Raw genomic sequence first — 22,196 nt, forward strand, 5'->3', positions numbered from 1 at the left:
GGTTCTCTTCATGTCGTGTGCGTAGGAACTAGGCATTATAAAAGCTGCTGCGCAGATAGTGGCGTTTCAAGTGACGGAAAGCCACCATCAGCACGGCCGACGCCGGCAACGCCAGCAGCACGCCCACGAAGCCGAACAGCTGGCCGAAGGCGAGCAGGGCGAAGATCACGGCCAGCGGATTCAGCCCGATGCGCTCGCCCACGAGGCGCGGCGTGAGGAAAAAACCTTCGATGACCTGGCCCGCGCCATAGATCACCGCGACGGCGATCACGCCGCTCCAGTCGGAAAACTGCAGGATGGCGGCCGTCAGCGCCAGCACGAGCCCCAGGCCGTAGCCCAGGTAGGGGATGAAGACGAGCAGGCCCGTCAATATGCCGACCGGCAGCGCCACCTCGAAGCCGGCCAGCGCCAGCGCGGCCGAGTAATACAGCGCCAGCACGAGCATCACGAGCAGTTGCCCGCGCAGGTACTGGGCCAGCAGCGCGTTGACTTCCTGGGCCATGCCCACCGTCTGGCGCACCCAGCGGCGCGGGACGGCGTTTTCAAGTTGCAGCAGCAGGCGGTGCCAGTCCAGCAGCAGGTAGAACAGCACGACGGGGATCAGGATCGCCGTGGCGACCCAGCCGAGCAGGGCGCTGCCGCCCACGCGCGCGGACGCGAGCACGGTCGTCCAGATCTCGTCGCTGGACGTCATGATCTGCTGCGTGAGGATGGTGCGCAGGCTGCTGCCGTCCAGCTTGATGTGAATGCCCAGCTGCGCCAGGCGGGGCGACAGGATGGTGTCGATGCGGGCCAGCGCGTCCGGGATCTGGGCCTGCAGCAGCGGCAATTCCGTGCGCAGCACCGGCACGACGATCAGCACGAGGGCGGTGACGGACGCCAGGAACGCGAGGATCACGACGACGACGGCGAGCGAGCGCGGCAAATGGAACTTGCCGAGACGCGTGCGTTCGAGCCGGTCGACGGCGCCGTTCAGGGCGTAGGCGAGGATGGCGGCGGCGATGAATGGGGTGAGGATGGGGCCGAGGGCGTACAGCAGCAGACCGCAAGCGAGCCAGAGTGCCAACCAGAACGCTGACTGTTTTTGCTCCGGGCTGAGGGAAAAAGGCATCTAATTGTTGTTCTTGACCGTTAAAACGGTGCCGCGGCAGGCCGTTTTGATAAAATAATGGATTGATCGACTGGCTACTGCCGGTGCACGCTGTTAAATGCCCAGTTGTCAACCGCCTACTATTTTACCGCCTCCGCTGCCAAATACCATGAGCCAACCATCTAATGTTTCTCTCTCCTACCGCGACGCTGGTGTCGATATCGATGCCGGCGACGCCCTGGTCGAAGCGATCAAACCTTTTGCCAAGCGCACCATGCGCGAAGGCGTGCTCGGCGGCATCGGCGGTTTCGGTGCGCTGTTCGAAATCAGCAAGAAGTATAAAGAACCGGTCCTCGTGTCCGGCACCGACGGCGTCGGCACCAAGCTGAAACTGGCGTTCGAACTGAACCGCCACGACACGGTCGGCATCGACCTCGTCGCCATGAGCGTCAACGACATCCTCGTGCAGGGCGCCGAGCCGCTGTTCTTCCTGGATTACTTTGCTTGCGGCAAGCTGGACGTGCCGACCGCGACCGCCGTCGTCAAAGGTATCGCCACCGGCTGCGAACAGGCCGGCTGCGCCCTGATCGGCGGCGAAACGGCCGAAATGCCGAGCATGTACCCGGACGGCGAATACGACCTGGCCGGCTTCGCCGTCGGCGCCGTGGAAAAATCGCAGATCATCGACGGCACGAAAATCGCCCCGGGCGACGTCGTGCTGGGCCTGGCTTCGTCGGGCATCCACTCGAACGGCTATTCGCTGGTGCGCAAGATCATCGAGGTGTCGAAGCCGGACCTGGAAGCCGACTTCCACGGCCGCAAGCTGTCCGACGCGCTGATGCAGCCGACCCGCATCTACGTGAAGCCGCTGCTGGCGCTGATGCAGGCGATGGAAGTGAAGGGCCTCGTGCACATCACGGGCGGCGGTCTCGTCGAAAACATCCCGCGCGTGCTGCAGGATAATCTGACGGCCGTGCTCGACAGCAAGTCGTGGACCCTGCCGCCGTTGTTCCAATGGCTGCAGCAGCACGGCGGCGTGGCCGACGCCGAGATGCACCGCGTGTTCAACTGCGGCATCGGCATGACCGTGATCGTCTCGAAAGAGAACGCGGACGCGGCCGAAGCCCAGCTGAAGGCGGCCGGCGAGACCGTGTACCGTATCGGCGAGATCCGCGCGCGTGGCGAAGGCCAGGCGCAGACGATCGTCGAATAAGTCTTTCATGACCCAGCCCGTCGGTGCCGCGGAGCGGCGGCACCGCGCCGGCCACGACGGCGCGGTGGTGTGGATCACCGGGCTGTCCGGCGCCGGCAAGACGACGCTGGCGCTGGCCCTCGAGCGCGCCCTGTTCGACCGGGGATGCACCGTGTTCGTGCTGGACGGCGACAAGGTCCGGCACGGCCTGTGCGCCGACCTCGGCTTCTCTCTCCCCGAACGCTCCGAAAACATCCGCCGCATCGGCGAGACGGCGCGCCTGTTCTACGAGGCGGGCCAGATCGTGATCGTTTCCGCCATCTCCCCGCTGCGCGCCGACCGCGCCCGCGCCCGGGCCCTGATTCCCGCCCCGTATTTCATCGAAGTCCATTGCCGCTGCCCGCTCGCCGTGTGCGAGGCGCGCGACCCGAAAGGCCTGTACCGCAAGGCGCGCGCGGGCCTGCTGCCGGAATTCACCGGCATTTCCTCGCCCTACGAGGCACCGGATGCGCCCGAGGTGCTCGTCGACAGCGCCGCGTCATCGGTCGCGCAGGAAGTCGGACGCATCCTGGCCGAGCTGGAACGCCGCGCCATTGTTGCGAATTCGGTTCAAGGCGCTTAACAATTTATTGCTTCGGTTATAAATTTCGTTCATCATTTCTGGGTGTCAACAGTTGGCCGATGCCTGGGTGGTGCCATGACGTACCAGACGTTCCACTTCATTTCCGGCCTTCCGCGGTCGGGCTCGACGCTGTTGTCGGGCATCCTCCTGCAAAATCCCCGTTTCCACGCGGGCATGACGAGTCCCGTCGGTTCGTTGTGCACGGCCGTCCTGGGCCAGGTCAGCGCCGGCAGCGAGTTCGCGCCGGTCGTCGGCCGCGACAAACGCAAGGCGCTGCTGCGCGGCCTGTTCGACGCTTACTACGGCGACGTCGGCCGGCCCGTCGTGTTCGACACGAACCGCAGCTGGTGCGCGCGCATGCCGCTCGTGCGCGACCTGTTCCCGCAGGCGAAGGTGATCGCGTGCGTGCGCAACGTCGCGTGGATCATGGACAGTTTCGAGCGTATGTACCGCGCCGATCCGTACGAGCACACGCGCCTGTTCGGCGCGGGCGGCGCGCGCGGCACCGTGTACAGCCGCCTCGAAGGCCTCGCCCAGCACGACCAGACGGTCGGCCATGCGTGGTCCGCCCTGCGCGACGCGTTTTACGGCGAGCACGCGGCGTCGCTGCTGGTGGTCGACTATGAATTGCTGACGCGCGCGCCGGCCAAGGTCATGCGCCTCGTCTACGACTTCCTCGGCGAGCCGTATTTCGAGCACGACTTCGACAACGTCGAGTACGACGCCGAGGAATTCGACGCCCAGCTGGGCGCGCCCGGGCTGCACAAGGTGAAGGCGCAGGTGAAATTCACGCCACGCCCGACCGTCATCCCGCCCGACCTGTTCGACAAATTCAACCAGATGTCCTTCTGGAACGACAAGGCGGGCAGCGCCGCCAACGTCATCGCCGTCCAGAACGCCCAACCAGGAACAACGTCATGACCTCCAATGCCCACGACGCCGACCTCGGCGACCTGACCATCGCCCGTCCGCGCACGGAAATCGTCTTCATCGAAGACAACGTGGCCGATCTCGGCACCTTGCTGGGCGGCATCGGGCGCGGCAAGGACGTCGTGATCCTGGATTCCGGCCAGGACGGCCTGCACCAGATCGCGCAGGCGCTGGCGGGGCGCAGCGGCATCGACGCCGTGCACATCGTGTCGCATGGCGCGGCCGGCACGCTGAACATGGGGACGCTGACGCTGGATGCGGCCACGCTGAACGCGCACGACGCCGACCTGCACGCCATCGGCAACAGCCTGCGCGCGGGCGGCGACATCCTGCTGTACGGCTGCGATACGGGCGCGGACGCCGGGTTCATCGACCGTCTTGCGCTCGCGACGGGGGCCGACGTCGCCGCCTCGTCCAACCCGACGGGCAGCGCCGCGCTGGGCGGCGACTGGGATCTGGAAGTGCGCGCGGGGCAGGTGGAGACGCCCAGCCTCGTCACGCCTGAACTGGCGGCCGCGTACCAGCAGGTGCTGGCGCTGTCGAACAAGACCGTGAGCTTTTCCACGGGCGCGAATTTCATCAGCAGGCCGAATACCGTGTACGACGGCGCCAATGGCGACGTGGTCTACAAGGTCGATGGCAACATCAATTACCTGCTGCGGGTCGATGCGGCCAGCACGGCGGTGGCGGCCTACGGTATCGCGCCGGGCTATGCGAACATCGCCGGGCAGTCGAGCTGGGACCAGGAACGAAAAGTCACGTTGTCGTTCGATACGGGACAGGTTTTCACGCCGAGCTCCGTCCAGCTCACGAACTTCCAGAGCCCCTCGACGCTGCCCCAGTACTCGGCAGCGCAGACCCTCACGTTCACGGCCTACGCCGCCGACGGCCACCTGCTCGGCACGCAGTCGGTGTACGTGCCGTCGGCCACCGGCTGGACGACGGCGGACCTGACCGCCTTCCAGGACGTCAAGAAGCTCACGATCACGACCACGGACAACGACGGCTTCCTGAAATTCGTCGCGCTGGACAACCTCGCCTTCAGCGCCGTGCACGCTCCCGTCGTCGCGCCTGCAGTGACGATGGTCGACGCGAGTACCGCCGACGGCGCCTACCGGGCCGGCCAGACAGTCCACGTCGCCGTGACGTTCGACCAGGCGATGACCGTCGACCTGGCGGGCGGCGCGCCGACGCTTACGCTGGAAACCGGCACGACGGACCGGAAGGCCGTGTATGCCGGCGGCAGCGGCACCGATACGCTGCTGTTCGACTACACGATCCAGGCCGGCGACACGAGCACCGATCTCGATTACACGAGCACCGCCGCCCTCGCGCTGAACGGCGGCACCATCAAGGGGGCCGGCAGCGGTACCGATGCGACCCTGACCCTGCCCACGCCCGGCGGCATCGGCTCGCTGGGCGTGAATGCCGCGATCGTGATCGACACGACCGCGCCGAACACGCCGTCGACACCGCAGTTGGCGCTGGCTTCGGACACCGGCACATCGAACAGCGACCAGATCACCAACGACACGACGCCGACCTTCACCGGCACGGCGGAATCCGGCTCGACGATCACGGTGTGGGACGGCGGCGACATCATCGACAGCATCACGGCCAGCGGCGGCACGTATTCGTGGACACCGGCGACCCCGCTGGCGAACGGTACCCACGCGATCGCCGTCTCGTCCACGGACGCCGCCGGCAACGTCAGCGCGACGTCGGCCGGCAATGGGATACAGATCGACACGGTCGCGCCCACGGTGACGGTCACGAGCGACACGTCCGCGACCCTGAAGGGCGGCGACACCGCCACGGTCACCTTCACGTTCAGCGAGGACCCGGGCGCAACGTTCACGGCGGCCGACGTCGTCGTCAGCGGCGGCACGCTGGGTGCGCTCTCCGGCACGGGCACGACGCGCACCGCGACATTTACGCCGACCGCGAACACGAACAACGGCACGGCCAGCGTCGCCGTGACGGGCTCGTCCTACATCGACGCCGCCGGCAATTTCGGCGGCACCGGCACGGCCCTGCAGATCGCGTACGACACCCTGGCCCCGACGCTGACGATCACCAGCGACAAGGCGACGCTGGCGGCCGGGGAGACCGCCACGATCACGTTTACGTTCAGCGAGGATCCGGGATCGACGTTCACGGCAGACGACGTTACCGTCAGCGGCGGCCAGCTGTCCGCGCCGTCCGGCAGCGGCACGACGCGCACGGCGACCTTCACGCCGGACGCCAACACGGACGGCGGCACCGCCAGCATCACGATCGGCGCCGGCAGCTATGCCGACACGGCGGGCAACACGGGCGGCGCGGGGACGACCCCGTCGCTTCACTTCGACACGCTGGCGCCGGCGGTGCCGCTGGCGCACCTCTCGCCGCTCAGCGACAGCGGCGCCGTTCCGGTCGACGGCGTGACCAGGGTCGTGACGCCGACCTTCGAGGGCTTCACCGAAGCCGGTGTCACCATCACGTTGTACGATACCGACGGCACCACGGTGCTGGGCAGCACGGTCGCCACCAACGGCATCTGGTCGATCACGACGTCGACGCTGAGCGAGGGCGCACACACGATCACCGCCAGGGCGAGCGATGCCGCCGGCAACGCGAGCGCCGCATCGCTCGGCACGCAGGTCACGATCGACACGACGGCACCGGACGCGCCGTCGACGCCGACGCCGGGCGCCACCACGACCAGCGACACGACCCCGACATTCACGGGCACCGCCGCGGCGGGCGCCGCCGTCGACCTGTTCGATACCGACGGCACCACGGTGCTGGGCTCGACCGTTGCCGACGGCAACGGCGCCTGGAGCATCACGGCCACGACGATGGACGAGGGCACGCACACGGTGACGGCCAAGGCCACGGATCTGGCCGGTAACACCAGCGCCGCCTCGCCGGCGCAGGGCGTCACGATCGACACCAGCGCGCCGGCCGCATCGTCGACGCCGGTGCTGGACGCCGCCAGCGACACGGGCGTATCGAACAGCGACGGCATCACGGCCACCACCACGCCGACCTTCACGGGTACGGCCGAGGCGGGCGCCACGGTCGACCTGTACGAAGGCAGCACGCTGCTGGGCAGCGCCGTCGCCACCGGCGGTACCTGGAGCATCGCCAGCGCGGCACTGGGCGCGGGCCAGCACACGGTGTCCACGATCGTGACGGATGCCGCCGGCAACGCCAGCGGCGCCTCGGCCGGCCTGACCTTCACCGTCGACCTGACCGCGCCCACGACCACCGTGGGCGGCATCGCGTTCTCGGCCGATCACGGCGCATCGGGCACCGACTTCATCACGGACACGGCCGCGCAGAGCATCGGCGGCACCTTGAGCGCCGCGTTGCAGACCGGCGAGCAAGTCCAGGTCTCGCTCGACAACGGCGCCAGCTGGACGGCGGCGCAGGTCAACGGCACGGCCTGGTCGCTGGCGGCCACGCTGGCCGGCAGCGGCACGCTGCAGGCGCGCGTGGTCGACGCCGTCGACAATGCCGGGCCGGTGGCTTCGCAGGCCTATGTGCTGGATACGGCGGCGCCGACGGTGACGATTACCAGCGACGTCGCCGCGCTCAAGGCCGGCGAGACCGCCACCGTCACGTTCACGTTCAGCGAAGACCCGGGCGCGAGCTTCACCTGGGACGGCACGCAGGGCGACGTCGTCGTCAGCGGCGGCACGTTGTCCGCCATCGGCGGTTCGGGCCCGGTGCGCACGGCGACCTTCACGCCGGACGCCAGCACGGACGGCGGCACCGCCAGCATCACGATCGGCGCCGGCAGCTATGCCGACACGGCGGGCAACGTCGGCGGCGCGGGGACGACCCCGTCGCTTCACTTCGACACGCTGGCGCCGGTGGTACCGCTGGCGTACCTGTCGCCGCTCAGCGACAGCGGCGCCATTCCGTTCGATGGCGTGACCAGGGTCGTGACGCCGACCTTCGACGGCTTGGCCGAAGCCGGTTCCACCGTCACGTTGTACGATACCGACGGCACCACGGTGCTCGGCAGCACGGTCGCCACCAACGGCATCTGGTCGATCACGACGTCGACGCTGAGCGAGGGCGCACACACGATCACCGCCAGGGCGAGCGATGCCGCCGGCAACGCGAGCGCCGCATCGCTCGGCACGCAGGTCACGATCGACACGACGGCACCGGACGCGCCGTCGACGCCGACGCCGGGCGCCACCACGACCAGCGACACGACCCCGACGTTCACGGGCACCGCCTCGGCGGGCGCCGCCGTCGACCTGTTCGATACCGACGGCACCACGGTGCTGGGCTCGACCGTTGCCGACGGCAACGGCGCCTGGAGCATCACGGCCACGACGATGGACGAGGGCACGCACACGGTGACGGCCAAGGCCACGGATCTGGCCGGTAACACCAGCGCCGCCTCGCCGGCGCAGGGCGTCACGATCGACACCAGCGCACCGGCCGCATCGTCGACGCCGGTGCTGGACGCCGCCAGCGACACGGGCGTATCGAACAGCGACGGCATCACGGCCGCCACCACGCCGACCTTCACGGGTACGGCCGAGGCGGGTGCCACGGTCGACCTGTACGAAGGCAGCACGCTGCTGGGCAGCGCCGTCGCCACCGGCGGCACCTGGAGCATCGCCAGCGCGGCACTGGGCGCGGGCCAGCACACGGTGTCCACGATCGTGACGGATGCCGCCGGCAACGCCAGCGGCGCCTCGGCAGGCCTGACCTTCACCGTCGACCTGACCGCGCCCACGACCACCGTGGGCGGCATCGCGTTCTCGGCCGATCACGGCGCATCGGGCACCGACTTCATCACGGACACGGCCGCGCAGACCATCGGCGGCACCTTGAGCGCCGCGTTGCAGACCGGCGAGCAAGTCCAGGTCTCGCTCGACAACGGCGCCAGCTGGACGGCGGCGCAGGTCAACGGCACGGCCTGGTCGCTGGCGGCCACGCTGGGCGGCAGCGGCACGCTGCAGGTGCGCGTGGTCGACGCCGTCGACAATGCCGGGCCGGTGGCTGCGCAGGCCTATGTGCTGGATACGGCGGCGCCGACGGTGACGATTACCAGCGACGCCGCCGCGCTCAAGGCCGGCGAGACCGCCACCGTCACGTTCACGTTCAGCGAAGACCCGGGCGCGAGCTTCACCTGGGACGGCACGCAGGGCGACGTCGTCGTCAGCGGCGGCACGCTGTCCGCCATCGGCGGTTCGGGCCTGGTGCGCACGGCGACCTTCACGCCGGACGCCAATACGGACGGCGGCACCGCCAGCATCACGATCGGCGCCGGCAGCTATGCCGACACGGCGGGCAACGCCGGCGGCGCGGGGACGACCCCGTCGCTTCACTTCGACACGCTGGCGCCGGATGCGCCGTCCGCGCCGCAACTGGCGGCGTCCACCAGCGACGTGACGCGCGACACCACGCCGACCTTCACGGGCACGGCCGAGGCGGGCACTACCGTCACCTTGTACGACACCGACGGCACCACGCTGCTGGGCAGCACGGTCGCCACCAACGGCACCTGGTCGATCGATGCGGCGGCGCTGGGCGAAGGCGCGCATACCGTCACCGCCAGGGCGACCGACGCCGCGGGCAATGCCGGCGCGGTGTCCTCCGGTACCACCTTCACCGTCGACACGACGGCGCCGACCGTCACGATCGGCAGCGATGCGAGCGCACTGAAGGTGGGCGAGACCGCCACCATCACATTCACGTTCAGCGAAGACCCGGGCGCAAGTTTCGCCTGGGACGGCACGCAGGGCGACCTCGTCGTCAGCGGCGGCACGCTGTCCGCCGTCAGCGGCACGGGCCCGGTGCGTACCGCGACCTTCACGCCGGACGCGCACGTGAACGGCGGTACGGCCAGCATCACGATCGCGGCCGGCACCTACGCCGACCGGGCCGGCAACGACGGCGCGGCGGGATCGCTCCCGGCGCTGCACTTCGACACGCTGGCGCCGGCCGCATCGTCGGCGCCGGTGCTGGACGCCGCCAGCGACACGGGCGTATCGAACAGCGACGGCATCACGGCCACCACCACGCCGACCTTCACGGGTACGGCCGAGGCGGGCGCCACGGTCGACCTGTACGAAGGCAGCACGCTGCTGGGCAGCGCCGTCGCCACCGGCGGTACCTGGAGCATCGCCAGCGCGGCACTGGGCGCGGGCCAGCACACGGTGTCCACGATCGTGACGGATGCCGCCGGCAACGCCAGCGGCGCCTCGGCCGGCCTGACGTTCACCATCGACCTGGCCGCCCCCACGACCACCGTGGGCGGCATCGCGTTCTCGGCCGATCATGGCGCATCGGGCACCGACTTCATCACGGACACGGCCGCGCAGACCATCAGCGGCACCTTGAGCGCCACGTTGCAGACCGGCGAGCAAGTCCAGGTCTCGCTCGACAACGGCGCCAGCTGGACGGCGGCGCAGGTCAACGGCACGGCCTGGTCGCTGGCGGCCACGCTGGCCGGCAGCGGCACGCTGCAGGCGCGCGTGGTCGACGCCGTCGACAATGCCGGGCCGGTGGCTTCGCAGGCCTATGTGCTGGATACGGCGGCGCCGACGCTCACGATGACCAGCGACGCGAACCCGCTCAAGGCGGGCGAGACCGCCACGATCACGTTCACGTTCAGCGAAGATCCCGGCGCGACGTTCACGGCGGCCGATGTCGCCGTCAGCGGCGGCCAGCTCTCCGCGTTGTCCGGTAGCGGCACGGTCCGTACGGCCGTGTTCACGCCGGATGCGAACCTGGACAACCAGACGGCGAGCATCACGGTCGCCGCCGGCAGTTATATCGACGCGGCCGGCAACGCGGGCGGTGCGGGCACGCCGGTGAGCATCTACTTCGACACGCTGGTGCCGGGCGCGCCGCCTGCTCCCATGCTGAGCGCCGCCAGCGACGCCGGCAGCTCGGCCACGGACACCGTCACGAACGTGGCCGCGCCGACCCTCGAAGGCATGGCGGACCCGCATGCCGTCATCCTCGTGTACGAAGGCGACGCGCACGTGGTGGGCGCCACGATCGCCGACGGCACCGGTGCTTGGAGCGTCAGGATCGACGCGCTGGTCGACGGCGACCACATCCTGCGTGCGGTGCAGTCCGACGCCATCGGGAACGTGTCGCCGTTCGGCGCGCCGCTGGTCATCACGGTCGACACGCACGCGCCGGCCGCGCCGGCGGCCCCGCTGCTGGCTGCCGCCAGCGACAGCGGCACGGCCGGCGACCGCATCACGAAGGTCACGACGCCGACGTTCAGCGGCACCGCCGAAGGCCTGTCCCGGGTGACGCTGTACGACACCGACGGCACCACCGCGCTCGGTTCGACGCAGGCCGATTCCCACGGCAACTGGTCCCTCGCGGCGTCCCCGCTGGCCGACGGCACGCACGTGCTGACCGTCAGGCAGGTCGACGTGGCTGGCAACGAATCGGCCGCCAGCCCGGCCCTGACGGTGACGGTCGACGCGACCGCACCGGCGGCGCCCGCGGCCCCGCAGCTGCAGGCGCAATCCGATACGGACTCGGTCGGCGACGGCGTCACGTACGCGGTGCCGGTCCTCGAGGGCAATGCGGCGGCGAACGACCTCGTCACCCTGTACGACGGCACGACCGTGGTGGGCACGACCCATGCGGACGCGGACGGCCACTGGAGCATCGCCGCCCAGGCGCTGGGCCTCGGCCGGCACACGCTGAGCGTGACCGATACGGATGCCGCGGGCAACGTGTCCGCGGCGAGCGGCAGTTTCGCGCTGACGGTCGAGGAAGCGCCGGTGCCGCTGGTGGATGGCGTGCGCGTGGTGACGGTGCCGGTCGCGCTGCCGGGCGGCGCGTCAGGCAGCCAGGTCCAGGTCCCGATCGTGAGTGCCGGCCGCGTCGAGCAGACCGGTGCGGCCGCCACGGCGGACATTCCGCTGGCCGGCGGTACCGACCTGCTGATGGCCCACGTGGGCATCGGTTACGGATTGACCGCCAGCGGCGGCGCCAATACGACGGTGGCGAACGGCGGCGCCGGCCTGATCGCCGCGATCCAGGCGACCACGTCCGGCGGCGACCTCGTCCACATGAGCGGCAACGGCCAGAGCTACCTGGCGCAACTGCAGGCGAGCCAATCGCTGCTGGTCCAGACCATCGCGCCGGTCAGCAGCCAGGAGGCGCCGGACGGGGTCCTGACCCTGAGTGCCGCGAGCAGCGCAGAGCAGCAAGTGGCACTCGTGATCCAGACCGGCGGCCTCGCGCCTGGCGCCACCATCGCGCTGCAGAACGTCAATTTTGCGGCGATCGTCGGCTCGGCCAATGTCGTGGTCCAGGGCGGCACGCAGATGCTGACCGGCGATGCGGCCAGCCAGCACATCACGCTGGCGTCCGGCGGCGACACGCAGGTGTTCAGCGGCGGCGGCGACGATACGCTCGGCTTCGGTGTGCCGGCGGCGCGGGCGGCGAGCGCCAGCGGCGCGGCCCACGCGAATGCCGCATCGGCGCCGGCCACGACGGTCCTGCACGGCGGCACGGGCAGCGACACCGCGACGTTCGCCGGCGCCCGTGCCGATTTCGACGTCGAAACCCACAACGGCTACCTGGTGGTGAGCAGCAAGGCCGCGCCGGCGGCGAAGGCGCTGGTCGTCAACGTCGAGCAGCTGCAGTTCAGCGACGCCACCGTGAAGGTCGAGGACAGCGGCGCCATGGATACGCTGGCCAGCATCTACCAGACCGCGCTCGGGCGCCAGGCCGATATGTACGGCATCGAGTTCTGGGCCGACGCGCACCAGGCGGGCGTCAGCTGGGGCAGGATTGCGCTGGACATCATCCGTTCGCCCGAGTACACGGCCAGTCACGAGGCGTTCAACGGCAATGCCGAGCACGATGTCGGCATGCTCTACAAGGCCTTGTTCGACCGCGCTCCCGACGCGCCGGGCCTGGCCTTCTGGACCGAAGCGATGCGCAATGGCGTCAGCCTCGAGCATATCGCCACGGAGTTCGTGGAATCCGTCGAGATGATCGGCCACCAGCGCGCGGCCACCGACTGGGATTTCATCGTGTAAGCATTGCGCAAGCGATGAACAACGGGCGCCGCGTGGCGCCCGTTGTCATGTGCGGCGTACGGAATCGGCCGCGCCGCCCCGTGTGTCGTTACCGGCCCGCACCCGGACCGATGTTCTTGTCGAGGAAGGCCTCGACGCGGGTCCAGAAATCGACCGAATTCTTCGGCAGATGCCAGCCATGGCCTTCTTCCGGGTACTCGATCCACTCGACGTTCCTGTTGGTCTTCGTGAGGGCGTCGTAGAACTTCTGGCCGTGGTACAGCGGTACGCGGCGGTCGACGCCGCCGTAGGCCAGCAGCACGGGCTGCGTGATGCGGGCCGCCTGCTCGATCGGGGACGTGGCCTTCAGTTGCGTCGCATCCTTCACGCGGTCGCCGATCAGTTCCGGCATGCCATAGGTCTTCCACTGATCCGTGAAGTCGGACTCGCGGCTCCAGGCCCCCGTGTACATCAGGTTGATGTCGGTGACGCCGACCCAGTCCACGCCGCACTTGTACAAGTCCGGGTCGTTGACGAGGCCCATCAGCGTGGCATAGCCGCCGTAGCTGGCGCCGGCGATGCAGATGCGCTTCGGATCGGCATAACCCTGCGCGATGGCCCAGCGGGTGCCGTCGGCCACATCGTCCTGCATGGCGCGGCCCCATTGCTTCCAGCCTGCCTGGTAGTGGCGGAAGCCGTAGCCCGTGCTGCCGCGGTAGTCCGGCTCCAGCACGGCGTAGCCGCGCGAGGCGAGGAATTGCGAATCGGGGTCCCAGCCCCAGATCGCGCCGTGCACCCACGGTCCGCCGTGCACCAGCACGACCATGGGCAGGTGCTTGTTCGCGCCACGCGGCAGGGTCAGGAGGGCCGGGATCTCCAGGCCGTCGCGCGCCTTGTAGCGCACCATCTGCTGGCGGCCCATCCGCTTCGGATCGATGGCGGGGCGCGACGAACCGATGTCGTTGAGCTGGCCCGTCGCCGTGTTGTACAGCGTGTAGCGCATCGGGATCGCATCGGAATACGACGCCACCAGCACCCACGGCGAATCGGCGGCCGGCACCGTGATCAGGTTGACCGTGGCGGGCAGCAGCTTGTCGAGCTTGTCCTGCAGGGCCTTCATGCCGGGATCGAACCACTCCGTCGACCGGGCGTCGGTGGTGATGACCGCGCCCAGCAGCTTCGTGCGGCTCTTGACCAGGCTGCCGGTGAAGTCGTAGCCCCTCGTCACCAGCAGCGGCTCGGTGGCGAGTTTGCCGGCCTTGAGATCGTAGGCGTAGAGCGCCTCCGTGTCGTGGCCGTTGTGGGCGGAGACGTACAGCGTGCCGTCGGGCCCGAAGCCGACGGGGGAGAATGCCCCTTCGCTCGCGGTGTAGGCCGCGAACTGCGCCAGCGTGCGCCACTTGTCCTGGTCGGCGGGATCGCGGTAATAGACGGTCACCCGGCCATCCTTGACGGCCGTGGCGAGGCGGGGCTCGCCCTCGTGGTCGAGTACCCAGCCGGTCACCGGTCCCGGTCGGGGAATCGTCTGGGCAATGCCCGTGCGCGTGTTCAGGCGGACCAGGTCGGTGTAGAGGTGCTCATGTCCCATGTCCCAGATGGGGCGGGAGACATAGACCACGTCGTCCTTGCGCGGACGCTGGGGCATGAGGAACGTGTTCCACGGTTGCATCGGCACCTTGCCGATCATTTCCTGGCGCGACGCGGCGCCGGCATAGCGGTCGGCCAGCTGCACGAAATGCTGGCCGTCGCGGTCGACGGCGTACAGGCCGGGACCATGCCGCACGTCGCCTTCGCCGATATTCTTTTCGGTCAGGTCGAAGACCAGCCGCGTGCCGTTCACCCATGCGAAGTCGTCGACGTCGGCATCGTCGAACGCGGCGACCACCGTCGGCTTGCTGGTGGCAAGGTCGATCACGGCGAGATAGTCGTTGCGGTCAGGCGCGCCCGCGCGCACCGCCAGATAGCGTGCATCGGGCGACAGCGCGACGCGATGGATGGCGGCGTGCTGGAAAAAAGCGATGGCCGGCGGCGTGGTTTCAGCGGCCGGCGCCGCCCAGGCGGCACCGGCGAGCGAAGCGGAGAGAGCGAAAAGATACGGCAGGGTACGGCGCGGGAGCATGCAAAATCCTCAGTGAGAACATTGCATAAAGATAACATCTATTCCGGCGCCCGGATATGCGCCACGAGCCCGCCGCTCGCGCGTGGCGGCGCCCTGGTGACCAGGCTGACGACGACCAGCGCCAGCGCCCCCGCCGGCACGCCGAACACGCCCGCGGAGATGGGCGCGATGTGGAACCAGACCGCGTCGAGGCTCCCGCCCAGCATCGGATTCGTGTGCAGCATGTAGTAGATGCAAACGAGGAAGCCGGTCGCCATGCCCGCGATCGCGCCGGCGAAATTGGCCCGCTTCCAGAACACGCCCGCCACCAGCGCGGGGAACATGGTCGACCCCGCGAGCGAGAACGCGGCGCCGACGAGCGACAGGATGTCGGCCGGCTTTTGCGACGCGACGTACGCGGCGATGAACGCGACGGCCAGCAGCAGCAGCTTGGAGATCGTCACGCGCTTCTGCGTGGAGGCGCCCGGGTCGACGATCTTGAAGTAGATGTCGTGCGACAGCGCGTTCGAGATCGCGAGCAGCAGACCGTCCGCGGTGGACAGCGCCGCCGCGAGGCCGCCCGCGGCAACGAGGCCCGAGATCACGTATGGCAGCCCGCCGATCTCCGGCGTGGCCAGCGTGAGCACGTCGCCGTCGATCGCGATCTCGGCCAGTTGCACGATGCCGTCGCGGTTGACGTCGACGATGCTGATCAACGGATTCGTCTTGTCGACGTTGGCCCAGTACGAGACCCAGGTCGGCAGGGAATCGAAGTTCGTGCCGACGAGGGCCGTGTAGATGTCGTACTTGGCCAGCACGGCCAGCGCGGGCATCGTCAGGTAGATCAGCAGGATGAAGAACAGGGTCCAGAACACGGATACGCGCGTCTCGTGCACGGACGGCGTCGTGTAGGACCGCATCAGGATGTGCGGCAGCGCCGCGGTGCCGAACATCAGGCAGAACACGAGCGATAGAAAATTGTTGCGGCGGATGTCCGATTCTTCCCGCGTCTTGCCGGGGAACGGTTCCGCGTGCGGTTCCGGCGGCTGGGCGCGCGCCAGGTTGGCGGCGCGCAGTTCGGTCCACACGCGCGCGGCTTCGTCCGCCGTGCGCGGATAGTCGAGCAGCTCGCGTTCGGCGCTGCGCACTTCGGTCAGCGGCGCGTTGCGGCCGCGCGCCTTGTCCAGCCGGCGCTGCGCCTCGATCTTGCCCGCTTCCCAGGAGTGGGGCAGCGCGGCGATGCGCGCCGCGTAGTCGTCGGCGCGGGCGCGGAAACGGCCGCGCACTTCGGCCTCGCGCGGATCCGCCGCCAGCTGGGCTTCGCGCGCGGCCAGCTTGGGCAGCACGGAGCCGTACGCGACCTGCGGCACCGGGTTGCCCGCGAATTTCATCGACAGCCAGATCGTCGGGATCAGGAAGGCGACGAGGATGATGATGTATTGCGCCACCTGCGTCCACGTGATGGCGCGCATCCCGCCGAGGAACGAGCACACGAGGATGCTGGCGAGGCCGAGGAAGATGCCGACCGAGAAATCGACGCCCGTGAAGCGCGACGCGATCAGGCCGACGGCATAGATCTGCGCGACGACGTACGTGAACGAGACGACGATGGTGCCGCCGACCGCGAGCGCGCGCACGATGCTGCCCTGTCGCGTGCCGGTCTCGCCGCCGTAGCGCGCGGCGAGGAAGTCGGGGATCGTGTATTGGGCGAAGCGGCGCAGGTAGGGTGCGATCAGCAGGGCGACGAGGCAGTAGCCGCCCGTCCAGCCCATCACGTAGGCGAGGGCGTCGAAGCCGTGCAGGTACAAGGTGCCCGCGAGGCTGATGAAGCTGGCCGCCGAGATCCAGTCGGCCGCCGTCGCCATGCCATTGAACAGCGCCGGGACCCGCCGCCCCGCCACGTAGTATTCGGACACGTTCGACGTGCGGCTGACGACGCCGATGATCGCGTACAGGACGATCGTCGCGAACATGTACAGGTGGCCGATCCACTGGCGCGGCATGCCCTCGTGTTCCAGGATCGCGAGCGCGCCCAGGAACAGCGCGAAGCACAGCGTGAACCACAGGTAGTAGCGGGCGAGGCGGCGGAAATAGCTGCGGGTCCTGGCGGCCGTTCCAGTCATGAACGGCCCTCCAGCGTGCGTTGGAAATCGCGGTCGAGGATGCGCATGCGCCAGGCGTACGCGCCGATGATGGTGAGGTACGTGAGCGACGCGCCCTGTGCCGCGAGGTAGAACGACAGCGGCCAGCCGAACACGGACAGGTGCGCCAGGTCGCGCGCGAAGAACACGGTGCAGAAGCTCGTCGCGAGCCACAGCGCCAGCAGCAGCGCGATCAGGCGGCGCGCACGCGCCCAGTGCGCGGCGCGCGCGGCAACGATGGCCTGACGCTCGCGATCGGGGTCAGAGGAAGGGGCGGTCTCGGTCGGCATCGGGGACTAGCGTGACGGTGGGCGGGAAGGTCAGCCGGAACAGGCTGCCCGGGAATTTCTTGTGCGTGCTGCGCGGGTTGTTGAAGATCTCGATGTCGGCGCCGTGCTGCTGCGCGATCTCGCGCACGATGGCGAGACCGAGGCCGGAGCCGGACGCGCTCGAGCCGAGGATGCGATAAAAACGTTCGAACACGCGATGGCGTTCGGACGGTGCGATGCCGGGGCCCGTGTCCTCGACTTCCAGCAAGGCCTGGTTGCCGTTGCCGATATTGGTCCCGCGCACGCGCACGGTGACGCTGCCGCCGGGTGGCGTGTAACGCAGCGCGTTGTCGATCAGGTTCGACAGCAGCTCGCGCAGCATCATGGCGCTGCCGTCGATCTCCGGCGGGTCGCCGATGACTTCGTAGCCGAGGTCGATCTCGTGCGCGAACGAGGCCTGCACCCAGTCCTGCACGACGTCGCGCGCCAGGGCGGCAAGGTCGAGCGGTTCCAGCGTCTGGCCCGCGTGCGGCTGGTTTTCCGCGCGCGCCAGCGCCAGCAGCTGGTTCACGAGGCGCGTGGCCGATTCCGAACTCTTGGCCAGCTGCTCGAGCGAGCGGTGGATCTCGTTCGGATCGACCTGGCGCAGCGCCAGCTCCGACTGCATGCGCATGCCCGCGAGCGGCGTCTTCATCTGGTGCGCGGCGTCGGCGATGAAGCGCTTCTGCGCGTCGATCGTGTGCGCGAGGCGCGCCAGCATGTCGTTCAGGGAGCCCACGAGCGGCGAAATCTCTTCCGGCACCTGGCGCGAATCGATGGGCGACAAATCGTCCGGCGGGCGCGCGCGGATGCGTTCCTGCAGCTGCGCGAGCGGCGACAGGCCCCGCGACAGCGCGAACCAGACGAGGGCCAGGATCACGGGCAGGATGATGAACTGCGGCAGGATCACGCCCTTGATGATCTCGTTGGCCAGCTGCGCGCGCTTGTCGAGCGTTTCCGCCACCTGCACGAGCGCGAGGCGCGGTTCCTGCGTGGCGTCCAGCAGCGGCTGCAAATTGACCCAGGCATAGGCGATGCGCACCGGCGTGCCGTGCAGGGTCTCGGTGCGGAAGTGCACGCGGCCGCTGCGCTCGGCGTCGTCGGGGTTCGGCGGCGGCAGGTCGCGGTCGCCGTCGACGAGCTCGCCGCGCGGGCCGCTGATCTGGAAATACACGCTGTCGACGTCGTCCGCGCGGAGAATGTCGCGCGCGGTGCCGCCCAGGCGCGCGACGACCTTGCCGTCGACCTCCTTGACCTGCTGCGCGAGCACCGTGACGCTGTCTTCCAGCGCGTGGTCGAACGGTTGATTCGCGATCGACTTCGCGACCAGGTACGTGATCGCGATGCTCATCGGCCACAGCAGCAGCAGCGGGGCCAGCATCCAGTCGAGGATTTCGCCGAACAGCGAGTGCTGGATGCTTTCTTCCGGCTCCGGCCTGGGCGGGACGTAGAGGTCGTCGACCGGTTCCGTGACGGCGAGCGGATCCGGTCCGGCCGCGCGCCGCTTGAACCGCTTCACTTCTGGCCGCTGGCCGCTTCGGCGCTCTTGCGGGCGCTGTCGCGGTTATTCTCGGAAAAGCGCTCGAGGCAATAGCCGAGGCCGCGCACGGTGGCGATGCGGATGCCGCCCGTCTCGATCTTCTTGCGCAGGCGGTGCACGTAGACCTCGATGGCGTTGTTCGACACTTCCTCGCCCCATTCGCACAGGTGATCGACGAGCTGTTCCTTAGACACGAGACGGCCCGTGCGCGCCAGCAGGATTTCCAGCAGGCCCAGCTCGCGCGCGGACAGGTCGAGCATCTGGTCGTTGATGGTCGCGCTGCGGCCGACCTGGTCGTACACGAGCGGGCCGTGGCGAATGACGGTCGAGCCGCCGCCCTGGCCGCGCCGGGTGAGGGCGCGCACGCGCGCTTCCAGCTCGGACAGCGCGAACGGCTTGGGCATGTAGTCGTCGGCGCCGGCGTCGAGGCCGCCCACGCGCTGCTCGATGGAATCGGCGGCCGTCAGGATCAGCACCGGCAGCAGCGAGCCGCGCGCACGCAGGCGGCGCAGCACGTCCAGGCCGGACAGCCTGGGCAGGCCGAGGTCGAGGATCAGGAGATCGAACTCCTGGGTCGACAGCGCCGTGTCCGCGTCCTGGCCGTTCTTGACGCAATCGATCGCGTAGCCGGACTGGCGCAAGGAGCGCGTCAGCCCATCGGCCAATACGCTATCATCTTCGGCTAGTAAAATACGCATCTTTTCCCCCGGCTTTCGTTGTTCGACCTTGTTCGTTCGCTTATTGTGTGTGAAGTTTCGCAACATGTCGAATCGGGCTAGCGATGGTAAATATCGCTTGCCAAAACCACTGGGATTTTATACAGTACTTCCTATTGAAATCGCGCGAGCGGCCCACACCTTGGTTCACTCTAGGACAGAAAGAAAGTTATGGACGATAAAAAATCCGCAGTAAATGCAGCCGAGAAGGCCAAGGCGCTGGCAGCAGCCCTCGCGCAGATCGAAAAGCAATTCGGTAAAGGCTCGGTGATGCGCATGGATACCAATGCGCCCGTCGAGGAAGTGCAAACCGTCTCGACCGGCTCGCTGGGCCTGGACATCGCACTCGGCGTCGGCGGCCTGCCGCGTGGCCGTATCGTCGAGATCTACGGGCCGGAATCGTCGGGCAAGACGACGCTGACCCTGCAGACCATCGCCCAGATGCAGAAGCTGGGTGGCACCTGCGCGTTCATCGACGCCGAGCACGCGCTGGACGTGACCTATGCGCAAAAGCTGGGCATCAAGCTGGACGAGCTGCTGATCTCGCAGCCGGACACGGGTGAACAGGCACTGGAAATCACGGACGCCCTCGTGCGCTCGGGCAGTGTCGACATGGTGGTCATCGACTCGGTGGCGGCGCTGACGCCGCGCGCCGAGATCGAAGGCGACATGGGCGACTCCCTGCCGGGCCTGCAGGCCCGCCTGATGTCGCAGGCGCTGCGCAAGCTGACCGCGTCGATCAACCGTACGAACACCCTGGTGATCTTCATTAACCAGATCCGTATGAAGATCGGCGTCATGTTCGGCAGCCCGGAAACGACGACCGGCGGTAACGCGCTGAAGTTCTACGCCTCCGTGCGTCTGGACATCCGCCGTACCGGCTCGATCAAGACCGGCGACGAGGTGATCGGTAACGAAACCAAGGTCAAGGTCGTCAAGAACAAGATCGCGCCTCCGTTCAAGGAAGCGCACTTCGACATCCTGTACGGCGAAGGCACGTCGCGCGAAGGCGAGATCATCGACCTGGGCGTGGACAACAAGATCGTCGAGAAGTCGGGTTCGTGGTACAGCTACGGTGGCGAGCGTATCGGCCAGGGCAAGGACAATGCCCGTATCTTCCTGAGGGAGCGTCCGGCACTGGCACGCGAAATCGAGAACAAGGTCCGCGCCGCCCTCGGCGTGCGCGAACTGCCGCCGGCCCCGGCCGGCAGTGCTGCGGTCGTGCCGGCAGCCATCGGCGACGACGAGTAATCGTCCTGATGCCGCGCCAGCAGCTGAGCCTCAAGGCTCGCGCGTTGAAGTATCTGTCGACGCGCGAGCACAGCCGGCTCGAACTGGCGCGCAAATTGTCCCGCTATGCGGAGGAGGGCGACGACGTCGAAGCCCTCCTCGATTTCCTTGAAAAGAACAACTGGCTGTCGCAGGAGCGGTTTGCCGAATCGCTGGTTCACCGGCGAGCCGGACGCTACGGTAATGCCCGGGTGCTCGCCGAACTCCAGCAGCATGGCGTCAATGGCGAAGCGTTCGACGAACTCAAGTCCGAACTGAAGGAATCCGAAACGGCACGGGCGCGTGACGTCTGGCGCCGCAAGTTCGGCAGGGTTCCGCGGGACGCCGAAGAACGCAGCAAACAGATGCGCTTCCTGATGCAACGCGGCTTTTCCCAGAGTGCGGTGCGTGCCGCGCTTAAAGGCGGCGATGACGAGGACGACCTCTGATCTCAGCATTGTGAATGTCCCACTGTCGTCTTGTTTATGACGGCGAGCTTGCGCTTTCGGCATCACAACTTCGCAACATCTCCCCTTATCTTCCCTGCAAAAACCCTTCTGTAACCGGGGAGACGGTGCACAGCCCGTTACCCTGTGCTAAACTTTCATGGTTTAAGCAGCGCCGCAAGAGCGGTTGTTGCCGTAGAAGCTGCGGCAACGTGCATCAGGCACAACGGCTGCAAATTTTTTCGCCGCATTCCGGCATTGGTGTTTATGCCCCTGTCTCCTCCCGCTCCGCGTAAGCCAAGGCACACGCGCGCCATTACCGTCGAAGCGTTCGCGCGCGACGATGGCCTGTGGGATCTCGACGCGTGCATCCGCGACACCAAGACGCATGACATTGCCCTGCCTTCCGGCTCCCGTCCGGCCGGCCTGCCGGTGCACGAACTCAAATTGCGGGTGACTATCGACCGCGACATGAACATCGTCGACGCCGAAGCCGCGTCCGATGCCGTACCCTATCCCGGTTTCTGCGACACCATCGCCCCTGCGTATAAAAAGCTCATCGGCTTGTCGCTGCTGAAACATTTCCGATTGCATCTGAAGGACCGCCTGTCCGGGGTACTCGGCTGCACCCACCTGACCGAACTCGCGCAAGTCCTGCCCACCGCGGCAATCCAGGCCTTCGCCGATGACGCGATGGCCAACCGCCCGGCCGATGCTTCGGCCGGGCGGCCTTACGAACTGGACCGCTGCCACGCGCTGCGCCTCGACGGCCCCGCCGTCGAAACGTATTACCCGCGCTGGTCGCTCAAGGCGGTGCCGGGGTAGTGTTGTCC

Annotated in this window: 13 protein-coding genes; 7 read left to right on the forward strand and 6 right to left on the reverse strand. The window is 68.1% G+C overall.

Annotation, left to right across the window (positions count from 1 at the left end; genetic code table 11):
• Positions 1-28 precede the first annotated feature (28 nt).
• Positions 29-1,111, reverse strand: coding sequence for an AI-2E family transporter (locus tag ACEN9G_RS15535; RefSeq protein WP_413336928.1), 1,083 nt, complete (start codon positions 1,109-1,111; stop codon positions 29-31).
• Positions 1,112-1,259: 148 nt separating this feature from the next.
• Between ACEN9G_RS15535 and purM the strand changes: the two genes are divergently transcribed.
• The 4 genes from purM to ACEN9G_RS15555 all read left to right on the forward strand — a co-directional run bounded on the left by purM (position 1,260) and on the right by ACEN9G_RS15555 (position 12,866).
• Positions 1,260-2,303: a phosphoribosylformylglycinamidine cyclo-ligase gene (gene purM, locus ACEN9G_RS15540; RefSeq protein ID WP_036239287.1), complete on the forward strand. Its 1,044-nt coding sequence runs from the start codon at positions 1,260-1,262 to the stop codon at positions 2,301-2,303.
• A 7-nt stretch (positions 2,304-2,310) separates the two neighbouring features.
• The gene (cysC, locus tag ACEN9G_RS15545; protein WP_413336927.1) at positions 2,311-2,904 is read left to right on the forward strand and encodes an adenylyl-sulfate kinase; all 594 of its coding nucleotides are present in this window, start codon (positions 2,311-2,313) and stop codon (positions 2,902-2,904) included.
• Positions 2,905-2,979: 75 nt separating this feature from the next.
• Complete coding sequence (locus ACEN9G_RS15550) at positions 2,980-3,825, forward strand: sulfotransferase family protein (RefSeq protein WP_413336926.1); 846 nt, start codon at positions 2,980-2,982, stop codon at positions 3,823-3,825.
• Entirely contained in the window at positions 3,822-12,866 is a 9,045-nt protein-coding gene (locus ACEN9G_RS15555; RefSeq protein WP_483126745.1) for an Ig-like domain-containing protein, read from the forward strand. Before ACEN9G_RS15550 ends, ACEN9G_RS15555 begins: the two co-directional genes overlap by 4 nt.
• Before the next feature lie 88 nt (positions 12,867-12,954).
• On the opposite strand, the gene ACEN9G_RS15560 is transcribed toward ACEN9G_RS15555, so the two are convergent.
• The 5 genes from ACEN9G_RS15560 to ACEN9G_RS15580 are packed head-to-tail and all read right to left on the reverse strand — an operon-like array spanning position 12,955 to position 19,630.
• Positions 12,955-14,964 (reverse strand): S9 family peptidase, encoded by a 2,010-nt coding sequence (locus ACEN9G_RS15560; RefSeq protein ID WP_413344383.1) that lies wholly within the window; start codon positions 14,962-14,964, stop codon positions 12,955-12,957.
• Between the two features lie 38 nt (positions 14,965-15,002).
• The gene (locus tag ACEN9G_RS15565) at positions 15,003-17,066 is read right to left on the reverse strand and encodes a sodium:solute symporter family protein (RefSeq protein WP_483126746.1); all 2,064 of its coding nucleotides are present in this window, start codon (positions 17,064-17,066) and stop codon (positions 15,003-15,005) included.
• The gene (locus ACEN9G_RS15570) at positions 17,063-17,374 is read right to left on the reverse strand and encodes a DUF4212 domain-containing protein (protein ID WP_413342087.1); all 312 of its coding nucleotides are present in this window, start codon (positions 17,372-17,374) and stop codon (positions 17,063-17,065) included. Before ACEN9G_RS15570 ends, ACEN9G_RS15565 begins: the two co-directional genes overlap by 4 nt.
• Positions 17,346-18,911 (reverse strand): sensor histidine kinase, encoded by a 1,566-nt coding sequence (locus ACEN9G_RS15575; RefSeq protein ID WP_413342085.1) that lies wholly within the window; start codon positions 18,909-18,911, stop codon positions 17,346-17,348. The genes ACEN9G_RS15570 and ACEN9G_RS15575 overlap by 29 nt, the downstream gene beginning before the upstream one ends.
• Positions 18,908-19,630 carry a response regulator gene (locus ACEN9G_RS15580; protein ID WP_413342083.1) on the reverse strand — a complete coding sequence of 241 codons (723 nt, stop codon included), beginning with the start codon at positions 19,628-19,630 and terminating at the stop codon, positions 18,908-18,910. The genes ACEN9G_RS15575 and ACEN9G_RS15580 overlap by 4 nt, the downstream gene beginning before the upstream one ends.
• A gap of 189 nt (positions 19,631-19,819) precedes the next feature.
• Here ACEN9G_RS15580 and recA point away from each other — a divergent pair, with 189 nt between their 5' ends.
• The 3 genes from recA (at position 19,820) to ACEN9G_RS15595 (ending at position 22,188) form a co-directional block, all read left to right on the forward strand.
• Positions 19,820-20,899 carry a recombinase RecA gene (gene recA, locus ACEN9G_RS15585; RefSeq protein ID WP_413342081.1) on the forward strand — a complete coding sequence of 360 codons (1,080 nt, stop codon included), beginning with the start codon at positions 19,820-19,822 and terminating at the stop codon, positions 20,897-20,899.
• Positions 20,900-20,907: 8 nt separating this feature from the next.
• A complete protein-coding gene (gene recX, locus ACEN9G_RS15590; protein ID WP_413342079.1) occupies positions 20,908-21,366 on the forward strand; it encodes a recombination regulator RecX in 459 nt (152 codons plus the stop codon).
• Positions 21,367-21,630: 264 nt separating this feature from the next.
• A complete protein-coding gene (locus ACEN9G_RS15595; RefSeq protein ID WP_413342077.1) occupies positions 21,631-22,188 on the forward strand; it encodes a DUF2889 domain-containing protein in 558 nt (185 codons plus the stop codon).
• Positions 22,189-22,196: the final 8 nt, after the last annotated feature.

This window comes from Massilia sp. Masssp94, from assembly GCF_059491305.1.

Coding starts and splice junctions, on each gene's coding strand:
- ACEN9G_RS15535 (WP_413336928.1), bottom strand. CDS start 1,111: ATGCCTTTTTCCCTCAGCCCGGAGCAAAAACAGTCAGCGTTCTGGTTG.
- purM (WP_036239287.1), top strand. CDS start 1,260: ATGAGCCAACCATCTAATGTTTCTCTCTCCTACCGCGACGCTGGTGTC.
- cysC (WP_413336927.1), top strand. CDS start 2,311: ATGACCCAGCCCGTCGGTGCCGCGGAGCGGCGGCACCGCGCCGGCCAC.
- ACEN9G_RS15550 (WP_413336926.1), top strand. CDS start 2,980: ATGACGTACCAGACGTTCCACTTCATTTCCGGCCTTCCGCGGTCGGGC.
- ACEN9G_RS15555 (WP_483126745.1), top strand. CDS start 3,822: ATGACCTCCAATGCCCACGACGCCGACCTCGGCGACCTGACCATCGCC.
- ACEN9G_RS15560 (WP_413344383.1), bottom strand. CDS start 14,964: ATGCTCCCGCGCCGTACCCTGCCGTATCTTTTCGCTCTCTCCGCTTCG.
- ACEN9G_RS15565 (WP_483126746.1), bottom strand. CDS start 17,066: ATGACTGGAACGGCCGCCAGGACCCGCAGCTATTTCCGCCGCCTCGCC.
- ACEN9G_RS15570 (WP_413342087.1), bottom strand. CDS start 17,374: ATGCCGACCGAGACCGCCCCTTCCTCTGACCCCGATCGCGAGCGTCAG.
- ACEN9G_RS15580 (WP_413342083.1), bottom strand. CDS start 19,630: ATGCGTATTTTACTAGCCGAAGATGATAGCGTATTGGCCGATGGGCTG.
- recA (WP_413342081.1), top strand. CDS start 19,820: ATGGACGATAAAAAATCCGCAGTAAATGCAGCCGAGAAGGCCAAGGCG.
- recX (WP_413342079.1), top strand. CDS start 20,908: ATGCCGCGCCAGCAGCTGAGCCTCAAGGCTCGCGCGTTGAAGTATCTG.
- ACEN9G_RS15595 (WP_413342077.1), top strand. CDS start 21,631: ATGCCCCTGTCTCCTCCCGCTCCGCGTAAGCCAAGGCACACGCGCGCC.